This is a genomic window from Mordavella massiliensis, assembly GCF_016902415.1.
In the GTDB taxonomy this organism is placed as follows: domain Bacteria; phylum Bacillota; class Clostridia; order Lachnospirales; family Lachnospiraceae; genus Merdimonas; species Merdimonas faecigallinarum.
Genome location: NZ_JACJLV010000003.1, coordinates 106,170 through 115,253, shown reverse-complemented (window position 1 = coordinate 115,253; position 9,084 = coordinate 106,170). Strand labels below are relative to the sequence as shown.

At 47.4% G+C, this 9,084-nt stretch carries 9 protein-coding genes; 8 read left to right on the top strand and 1 reads right to left on the bottom strand.

Annotation, left to right across the window (positions count from 1 at the left end):
- The 4 genes from H6A13_RS01815 to H6A13_RS01800 all read left to right on the top strand — a co-directional run.
- On the top strand, positions 1 to 690 hold a 690-nt coding region (locus H6A13_RS01815), incomplete at its 5' end, for an FtsX-like permease family protein (RefSeq protein ID WP_204907904.1).
- A 79-nt stretch (positions 691 to 769) separates the two neighbouring features.
- Entirely contained in the window at positions 770 to 1,393 is a 624-nt protein-coding gene (locus H6A13_RS01810; protein ID WP_204907903.1) for a DUF6088 family protein, read from the top strand.
- Positions 1,380 to 2,288: a nucleotidyl transferase AbiEii/AbiGii toxin family protein gene (locus H6A13_RS01805; protein WP_204907902.1), complete on the top strand. Its 909-nt coding sequence runs from the start codon at positions 1,380 to 1,382 to the stop codon at positions 2,286 to 2,288. Before H6A13_RS01810 ends, H6A13_RS01805 begins: the two co-directional genes overlap by 14 nt.
- 38 nt (positions 2,289 to 2,326) lie before the next feature.
- Positions 2,327 to 2,938, top strand: coding sequence for a metallophosphoesterase (locus H6A13_RS01800; RefSeq protein WP_204907901.1), 612 nt, complete (start codon positions 2,327 to 2,329; stop codon positions 2,936 to 2,938).
- Between the two features lie 9 nt (positions 2,939 to 2,947).
- Here the strand turns inward: H6A13_RS01800 and H6A13_RS01795 are convergent, their stop codons facing one another.
- Positions 2,948 to 3,904, bottom strand: a complete 957-nt coding sequence (locus H6A13_RS01795; RefSeq protein WP_204907900.1) for a MarR family transcriptional regulator — start codon at positions 3,902 to 3,904, stop codon at positions 2,948 to 2,950.
- 258 nt (positions 3,905 to 4,162) lie between these two features.
- Between H6A13_RS01795 and H6A13_RS01790 the strand changes: the two genes are divergently transcribed.
- From H6A13_RS01790 to H6A13_RS01775, 4 genes are all read left to right on the top strand, one after another.
- Positions 4,163 to 4,834 (top strand): response regulator transcription factor, encoded by a 672-nt coding sequence (locus H6A13_RS01790; protein WP_204907899.1) that lies wholly within the window; start codon positions 4,163 to 4,165, stop codon positions 4,832 to 4,834.
- Positions 4,819 to 5,787, top strand: coding sequence for a sensor histidine kinase (locus H6A13_RS01785; RefSeq protein WP_204907898.1), 969 nt, complete (start codon positions 4,819 to 4,821; stop codon positions 5,785 to 5,787). The genes H6A13_RS01790 and H6A13_RS01785 overlap by 16 nt, the downstream gene beginning before the upstream one ends.
- Before the next feature lie 68 nt (positions 5,788 to 5,855).
- Positions 5,856 to 6,587, top strand: coding sequence for an ABC transporter ATP-binding protein (locus tag H6A13_RS01780; RefSeq protein ID WP_204907897.1), 732 nt, complete (start codon positions 5,856 to 5,858; stop codon positions 6,585 to 6,587).
- A complete protein-coding gene (locus H6A13_RS01775) occupies positions 6,538 to 9,075 on the top strand; it encodes an ABC transporter permease (protein ID WP_243424699.1) in 2,538 nt (845 codons plus the stop codon). Before H6A13_RS01780 ends, H6A13_RS01775 begins: the two co-directional genes overlap by 50 nt.
- Positions 9,076 to 9,084: the final 9 nt, after the last annotated feature.

Sequence of the window (9,084 nt, the reverse complement as noted above, 5' to 3'; positions counted from 1 at the left end):
AGCCATGACGTGGAATACACTGTCTGTGCGCTGGTCACAGTGCCCTACCAGATTTCCTTCCGAGCAAGCCTGATGTACGGCATGGATGCCATCATGGGGACAGAGCAGCTAAAGGCAGACAGTGGAGAGGAGCTGTATTCGCTCTTCTACATGTTCGATACGCCAGACCGGGAAGCAGAGGAAGCGGCGGAACACTTTCTGGCAGAGCTGACAAAGGGGGAGACGTCCCCTTTGATGTATGAAAGCAAGGCGCTGGTCCGCCAGGATTTCCAGGGATTCCGGCAGATGTTCCTGCTCCTTGGAGGCGCGCTTTGCGCCATCGTGGGCGTGGTGGGGATCCTGAATTTCTTCAACGCCATCCTCACCGGGATCCTGGTGAGAAAGCGGGAATTTGCCATGCTGCAGGCAGTGGGCATGACGGGAAAACAGCTAAAGAAAATGCTGGTGACAGAGGGACTTCTCTATGCGGGAGCCACCGTCCTTTTATCCCTTGTGCTGGTATTTCTTCTGGAACCGCTGGTCGGCGGCATGCTGGAAGATATGTTCTGGTTCTTTGCTTATCATTTTGATGTGACCGCCCTGTGGGCGGCTGCGCCGGTCTTCCTGCTGCTGGGGGTTGTCCTGCCTCTTGGGGTCTACCGGGGGATCGCGAGGATGACTATTGTGGAGCGGCTGCGGGAAGTGGAGTAGAAGGGTTGACAGAAGGATATCATTTAAGTATACTAACAGTAAGTAAATATAATATTTACTTACTGTTAGGAGAATAAAGATGTTATATGAATATTTGATAAAAAATTATATTCCGGGAGAACCGATTTTTACAGGAGATATTCAGATTTCGGGGATGACAGAAGAAAATCTCAGATATCATTTGAAAAAATATGCAGACAGCGGAACAATATGCCGATTTGAGCCGGGAGTATACTATTTTCCAAAGACAGGTATTCTGGGTGAAAAGTTGTCTCTTTCTGCAGATACAGTAGCTGTTCATAAATATATCATGCGGAGGGGAAGACGAGTTGGATATTATTCCGGGTATACGTTGGCAAACCGTATGGGATTATCTGTGCAGGTTCCATATACACAGGAAATAAGCAGCAATTTTGCCCCTGCATCAGTAAGAAAAATAATGATCAAAAACAGACCGTATATTATCAGAAGGCCTGTGGCAGAAGTAACGGAAGAAAATGTATCGGTATTACAATTCCTTGATTGTCTGAAAGATATTGAGAAAAGTTCAGAAATAGAGTTGGAGACATGTGGAAGGATTCTGACAGAATATGCCAGAAGGAACGGCATTACCAAGAAGAGGATCGATCAGTTTATAGCAAAGTATCCTGTTAAGATCTATAAGGCTATCTATGAGACGGGGGTAGAGTATGTATCTTCATGAAGACAGAGAAATGTTTAGAACCATCGTAGAGCAAGTGGCAGAAGAAAGCGGGAAAAATTCTATAGTGATAGAAAAAGATTATTATGTGACAATGATCTTGAGATTACTATCAGAGCAACTTGAACTGTGCGTGTTTAAAGGCGGAACGTCTTTATCCAAGGGGTTTCATGTAATCAATCGTTTTTCGGAGGATATAGATATTACCTTTATTGAACATATTGGGGAGAGTAGAAGGAAAAAACTTAAGCATGTTGTTCTAAAAGGAATCAGCGAAAAACTGGGAATGCCGATCGTCAATTGGGACGAGACACAGAGTGACAGAGATTATAATGCATATTTTTTTTCTTATACCTCGGTGTTTGCATTGGAGGATGAAAGACTGCCACAGTATGTTAAACTGGAAATGGCATTGGGCTCGTATGCATTTCCCACACAATCGGTAGAGATCCATAATTTTATTGGAGATTATCTGGAAAATCGAGATAGAAAAGATATTGCGGAACAATTTTTTCTTGATAGATTTTTCATGAATCTGCAATCTTTAGAAAGAACCTATATTGATAAGATTTTTGCTCTTTGTGATTATTATATGCAGGGAAAATCAAAAAGATATTCCCGACATTTATATGATATTTATAAACTCACGCCTTTCATTGCTTTTGATGATGAGTTTGCTTTATTGGTAAAAGAAGTTCGAAACCATAGGGCACAGATGTCGGTGTGTCCGTCTGCAGACGCGAAGATAAATATACCGGCTCTTATTACAGAGTTTTGTGATAACTCTTTTTACGAAGAAGATTACCATTCGATTACAAGTTATTTTACGGAAGATTTTGTGCCATATGAGGATATCATAGATAATATGAAAAAAATAATAAAAAAGATTTCTTTTTAAATAATTAGTATCAATCCAGGCAAGGGAGGTGATCAGAGGTGAGATATTATATTGCGGACCCGCATTTTTTCCACGGGGCGCTGAATACGAAAATGGACCGGCGCGGCTTTGAGAGCGTCGAGGCGATGAACGAATATATGCTGCGGCAATGGAACCGAAAAGTGCGAAAGAATGACGAGGTCGTTATCCTGGGGGATCTGTCGTGGGGAAAGGCGGAAGAAACCAATGAACTGCTGGAGCGGCTCAACGGACGCCTGTATCTGATCCAGGGAAACCACGACCGGTTTCTGAAGAACAAAGACTATAACGCAGGCCGGTTTGTGTGGATCAAGCCCTATGAGGAACTGCAGGACAATAAGAGAAAGGTGATCCTCTGCCATTATCCCATCATGTGCTACAATGGCCAGTACCGTGTGGATGAAAAAGGGAATCCTAAAGTATACATGCTTTACGGCCATGTGCATGATACGCAGGATCAGCGGCTCCTGGAGCGGTTTCAGGCGATCACAAGGGAAACTGCCTCGGTAAGTCCTGACGGGACAGCGAGACAGATCCCCTGCAACATGATCAATTGCTTTTGTATGTATTCCGACTATGTGCCGCTTACGCTGGATGAGTGGATCGCATGTGAGAAAAGAAGGATGGAATAGGACGCCTTTTTACCATATCAATTCCTCCATCATTTCATCAATTGCAGTTTCTATTCTTTCATCTGCCCGGTCCTGCAGGGAACAGGCCAGTGAAACAGGATCTACCTTGCCTGAAACGGCAAAGAAAGAAGGGTTATATTTCCAAAGTTCTATAGTAACCAGAGTGTCGGGCTCCACCCATCTGGGGTCGATTTCGCATAAAGATTTCTTATCTACATCTGCTTTGTAAACAGCCGCTTCTGTAATCCGCGGGGGATTGAGCATAGAATATTCACTGAGAGCTGTCTCGCCGGCATATAAAAGATTACCTTCCAGAGCAGACCTGCAGACGGTAAGTCTTTTCTGAACAGGATTGATCAGATAAGGCTTTACCATCTGAATCGCTTTCGACGGTATGGATTTTAGATACATGCGGATCTCTTTTCCTGTTTTTTCCTGTCTGATCAGACCCATTGCCGATAATTGGTCAGAGGCTCTTGTAATGGATGTGCGGGTGCACTGCAGATCCTTAGCGGCAAGATATTTTACAGCAGAGTTTTCTTTCTGATAGAGTAGATATAAAAACAACTGCTGTGTGACGGGCATCATTTTTTCTTTGTTGACTTCCCTGGGGAGTCTGAAACGATTGCTGAGAATCATGCCGAGAAAAGGCAGATAAATCTGATCCGGACCTGCAACAAAAGGGATCTGCTTACGGATCAGAGAATCCCGCTGCATTCTGGATATAAAATCAAAGGAGAAGGCGACAGGAGAACGCAGACTGTTTTCGTAGATTTCCATCTGCTTTTTTAACGCAGTTACAGGAAATTTGTCGTCGGGCGCAATTTCAATCAGTATAAAAGAAATGCCGTCTATATTAACCTGGAACATACGGCGCTCAGCCAGGAAAAGTGCAATGTGAGGTTTTTCTTCTATTTCATGAAGGGAAACAATATCCCCAAAATATTTTTTAAATATGTTTTTCATATAAATCACCTTAATTACATTTTTAATCATATAATAACATTTAAAATGTTATTGTCAATAAATAATGTTATTATAGGAAGACTTCCATAATAAAGAAATATTTTTCGTATTTTACCAGTGAGAAAGATTTTGAGCAAATCAGGGGAGCAGATAGTCACAATTCCGTGATAATCTGCGACTCTGATTTTTTTATGTGTATTTCATGATATAATGATTGCACGAAGCAGCTATTCTGCTGAATCGGGAAAGGAAAGAGATATGTGTCGAATTTTAATCATAGAAGATGACCGGGAAATGAACCAGGGGATTTCTTATGTTCTGGAAAAGGACGGATACCGGACGGCTTCCGTCCATTCTATTGCAGAAGGGAAGAATGCCTTTGAAGAGCAGGGAGCGGATCTGATCCTTTTGGACGTGAATCTGCCGGATGGGGAAGGCTTTGTCTTTTGCCGGTGGGTCCGGGAGCGTTCCCGGGTGCCGGTGCTGTTTCTGACAGCCAGGGATCTGGAGGAGGACGCGCTGAAAGGGTATGAATTTGGCGCGGAAGATTATGTGACAAAGCCATTTTCCATGAAGATCCTGTTAAAAAAGATCGACGTGATCCTGAAGCGGGACAGAGAGAAAGAGAAGATTGCTTTTGACGATGGATTCCTGCAGATTGACCTGGATAAGGCGCAGATCCGGCGGGAGGGCGAACTTTGTACCGTGACGCCCACGGAGTTTCGGATTCTGAAGGAATTTCTCATGCACAAAGGTCAGCTTCTTACCTATGAGATTTTGTTAGATCGCCTGTGGGATGGGGGAAATCAGTTTGTGGACAAGCATGCGCTGGCCGTCAACATGAACCGACTCCGGGGAAAGATTGAAGATGAGAAACACAAATATATTTCAAATGTATACGGGATGGGATATCAATGGATTGGAAAATGATCATGCTGGCATGCGCCATTGCTCTGGCAGGAATCCTTAGCTGTAAGCTTTGGAAGTTGAAGCAGGATGTCTGTGAATTTGCCGACAGGCTGGACGAGAGTCTGGATGCGGTCCTGCAGGGGAGAAAGCCGGAGGAGTCCGCAGATATGCAGGATTCTCTTTTGGGAAAAGTCAATGAAAAGCTGGGCAGGACGCTGCATGTCCTTGAGAAAAAAGATGAAGAAAATCTGCGGGGAAAGCAACAGATGAAGGAGCTGATCTCTGATATCTCCCATCAGACCAGAACCCCCGTTGCGAATCAAAAGATCTATCTGGAGATTTTAAAAGATATGGATCTGCCCGGGGAGGTAACGGAATTCCTGAACAAGCTGGAACATCAGACAGACCGGCTGGATTTCCTGTTTCAGAGTCTGGTAAAAATGTCCCGGCTGGAGACGGGGGTGATCCAGATCCGCAAAGAAAGAGGAGACCTGTTTGATACTCTTGCCGGCGCCATGGCGGCGGTGGTACCTGCCGCGTCGAAAAAGAGCATTGCGTTGGAAGTAGAAGGCGGGGGAGAGAAGTTGTCAGGAGAAACCGATAAGAACAGGCTTCTTCTTTCCCATGACAGGAAATGGACAGAAGAAGCGGTCTATAACCTGCTGGATAATGCGGTGAAATACACCCCGGAAGGGGGCCGGGTTACGCTATGCGTAGAGAAAAAGGAGATTTTTACAGAGATCCATGTGAGAGATACGGGAAAGGGGATTGCCCTGGAGCGTCAGGCACAGATCTTTACCCGGTTTTACCGGGAGCCGGAGGTGCAGGATCTGGAGGGTCTTGGGATCGGGCTTTATCTGACACGCAAGATCGCAGAACTTCAGGGCGGTTATGTGGAGGTGCGTTCAGAAGCAGGAAAGGGAGCGGATTTCTGTCTTTTCCTGCCCAATGCCGGAACATTCACAGTTTCGTGATTTTTTGCGATTGAGACCAGTTTGTGATTTTCAGGGGATAGGATGAGATCACATAGGAGGGAAAAGACATGAAAGACGAGATCGTAAGGACCGTGAGTCTGAAAAAATATTACCGGCTGGGGGAGAATACGGTCAAGGCGCTGGATGGAGTGAACCTTTCTGTAAGGGAGCGGGAATTTATCGCTGTTATCGGGAAATCCGGGAGCGGGAAGAGTACGCTGCTCCATCTGATCGGTGGTCTTGATATTCCCACATCCGGTGAGGTGTATGTGGACGGGAAAAAGCTTTCGGATATGAAGCGGGAGCAACTGGCCGTTTTTCGCAGGAGAAAGGTGGGATTTGTGTTCCAGAATTATAACCTGGTGCCGGATCTCAATGTGTATGAAAATGTAGTGCTGCCCATTGAGCTGGACGGGAAACGGATTGACCGGCCGTTTGTAAGGGAAATCCTGGAACTTCTGCAGATTGCAGATAAGAGGGAAGCGCTGCCGGGCATGCTCTCCGGAGGGCAGCAGCAACGGGTGGCCATTGCGCGGGCCGTGGCTGCAAAACCAGCCATTATCCTGGCGGATGAGCCCACCGGCAACCTGGACACTGCTTCCGGCCACGATGTAATGGGACTTTTGAAGGTGGCGGCAAAGCAATTTCAGCAGACAGTGATCCTGATCACTCATGACCGGGATATTGCGCAGATGGCGGACAGGATCGTCCATATTGAGGATGGGCGGATCGTGGGAGCAGGAGATCCCGATGACAAGGTGTCCGGCGGGGAGGCAGGTGATCCGTATGCTGGCGAATAATAACAGGAAGGTTATTGACCGAATGGCAGCGGGTTCCCTGAAGCATAACCGGGGACGTAACCTGATCATTTTTCTTTCCATTGTGCTGGCGTCCTTTATGTTGTTTTCCATTTTTACGGTGGGGATCACTTATTTTCAGATGCAAAAGGTTCAGAATATCCGGCTGAACGGTGGAGAGTACGATGCTGTCCTGTACGGGATCACACCGGAGCAGCGGGAAAAGTGTGAAAATGATCCGGATATCCGCCGGGCAGGAATCCTGGCCTTAAGCGGGTATCTGGAATCCACTCAGGGAGACGACACAGTGGAGGCGGCTTGTATCTGGTGTGATCCGGTCTTATGGGATGAGATCATGGCCCCTGCCAGGGAGTGGGTGAAAGGAACCTATCCCCAGGAGGAAGATCAGGTTATGGTGACGGAAGAAGGTTTGGAAAAAGCCGGACTGGCCGGCCTGACAGTGGGGGATCATTTCCGGGCCGGGTACAGGGATGGAGACGGAAACCTCATGGATAAGGAATTTGAGATTTCCGGGATATGGGAAGGGTATGGCACCAAGTCGGCGTTTTATGTGTCAGAGGCATTTTACCGGCAATCCGGTTCGGATATCTCCGAGGTGACATGCGGCAGGTATCATCTGGATTTTGATAAAAAGATCATGACAAAGAGCGAGCAGGATGCGTTTATCGAAAGCTTGGATCTGGGAAAGCAGCAGGCGCTGTTTTTTACCAGTGAACTGGGGTATTCTTTGCCAATCTTCTTTGGACTGTGCGGTCTGGCCCTGGTGACCTGCCTGTGCGCCTACCTGCTGATCTACAATATCCTTTATCTGTCAGTGGCGGGAAATGTGCGGTATTATGGCCTGCTTCAGACGGTGGGGATGACAGGGCTGCAGATCCGGCGTCTGATCCGCAGACAGATGATGATCCTTGGATGTGGCGGGATCTTGTGTGGACTTATAACGGGAAGTCTTGTTTCTTTCCTTTTATTTCCATCGGTGATCCGTGCGCTGGGAATCCGTGCAAGAGAAGCGGGTGAGATACAGATTTCCCTGAATCCGGCGGTTTTGCTTCTCACCGTGGCGCTGACAGGGTTGACCATTTGCCTGGGAAGCTATAAACCTGTGAAACTTGCGATATCCATTTCTCCGCTTGAGGCGGCAGGTTACCGGCCGGCGCAGGGGAAGATGGGCGGACGCAAGACGAAAAAGGGCAGGCTTCTGCGCCGTATGGCATGGGATCAGATCTGGAAGGATAAAAAGAAGTCTCTGGTGATCATGACGTCTCTGGCGGCCGCTCTATCAGTCTTTCTGTGTATCAGTACACTGTTGGAAAGTCAGGCGGCCAGGACCATTGTGACCAATCATATGAATAATGATCTTACGATTACCAATGATTCCCTGCGAAAGGAAGACCCGGAAGATCACCGGGATATTCTGACGGCTTCGTTTATGGAAGATCTGGAACATCTGGATGGGGTTTCAGCGGTGTATCCGCTGTTGTATGGGCAGATCACGATTCCCTGGGAGCCGGATTTTGCAGAGCAGTGGATGGAGGAATTCTATGCCAAATGGATGATGATTCCCTATGAGGAGGATCGGAGCGAATATCAGCAGTACCCGGAAAATTTCGGATCTGTCATTCTGGGGATCAGCGAAGAGGAGTTCCCCTATTTGCAGGAAGTGGTAGATACGACACTGGACCGGGAAGATTTTCTGTCTGGAAAAAGCTGCGTCCTCTATCGGAACGGGTTGGAACTTACGATGGAAAATCTGGCAGGAACACAGGTGACCTGTGCAGAATACGGAGACAGCGGGAATACGCGTACGTTTGAGATTGCCGGGTTCACGGACGAAGGGTATTATACCGGCCCCATGCTGGGAGATCCGCCGACTATCATCGTAAGCGAGTCCGTAGTCAGGGATTTCCTGGAAAATCCCTGGATCTGCAAGGCTGGCGTGAGATACACGCAGGAATATGATGAAGAAACGGAAAGCAAAGTGCTTGGTCTGATTCAGAACAGTCCGGATGGAAACGCTCTTTCCTGGGAATCTAAACTGGAAACCCTGCATGAAGTGGAACGCGCGCAGGGGAATATGCGGGAAGTGGGGCTTGGCATTGCCCTCGTTCTGGCATTTATTGGGATTCTGAATTACATCAACACCGTGACCGGGAATATCCAGAGCCGGCAGAGGGAGCTTGCTATTCTGGAAAGTATTGGCATGACGGACCGGCAGAGGAACCGGCTTCTTGTGACAGAAGGTCTTTTCTATGCGGCAGGTTCGTTGCTTCTTACCGCCACACTGGGGCTTGGGATCACCTATCTGGTGTACCAGTCCATGAACTATATGATGGTGCCGTTCACAGTGCCGCTTTGGCCGGTGGTGGGGATGACGTTGTTTATTGTCCTGGTGTGCATAGCGATCCCGCTGGCTGCCGGAAGGTATATGTCGGGAAAAGGAAGTGTGATGGAGCGGGTGCGGTTTTCGTAACAAAGAGCC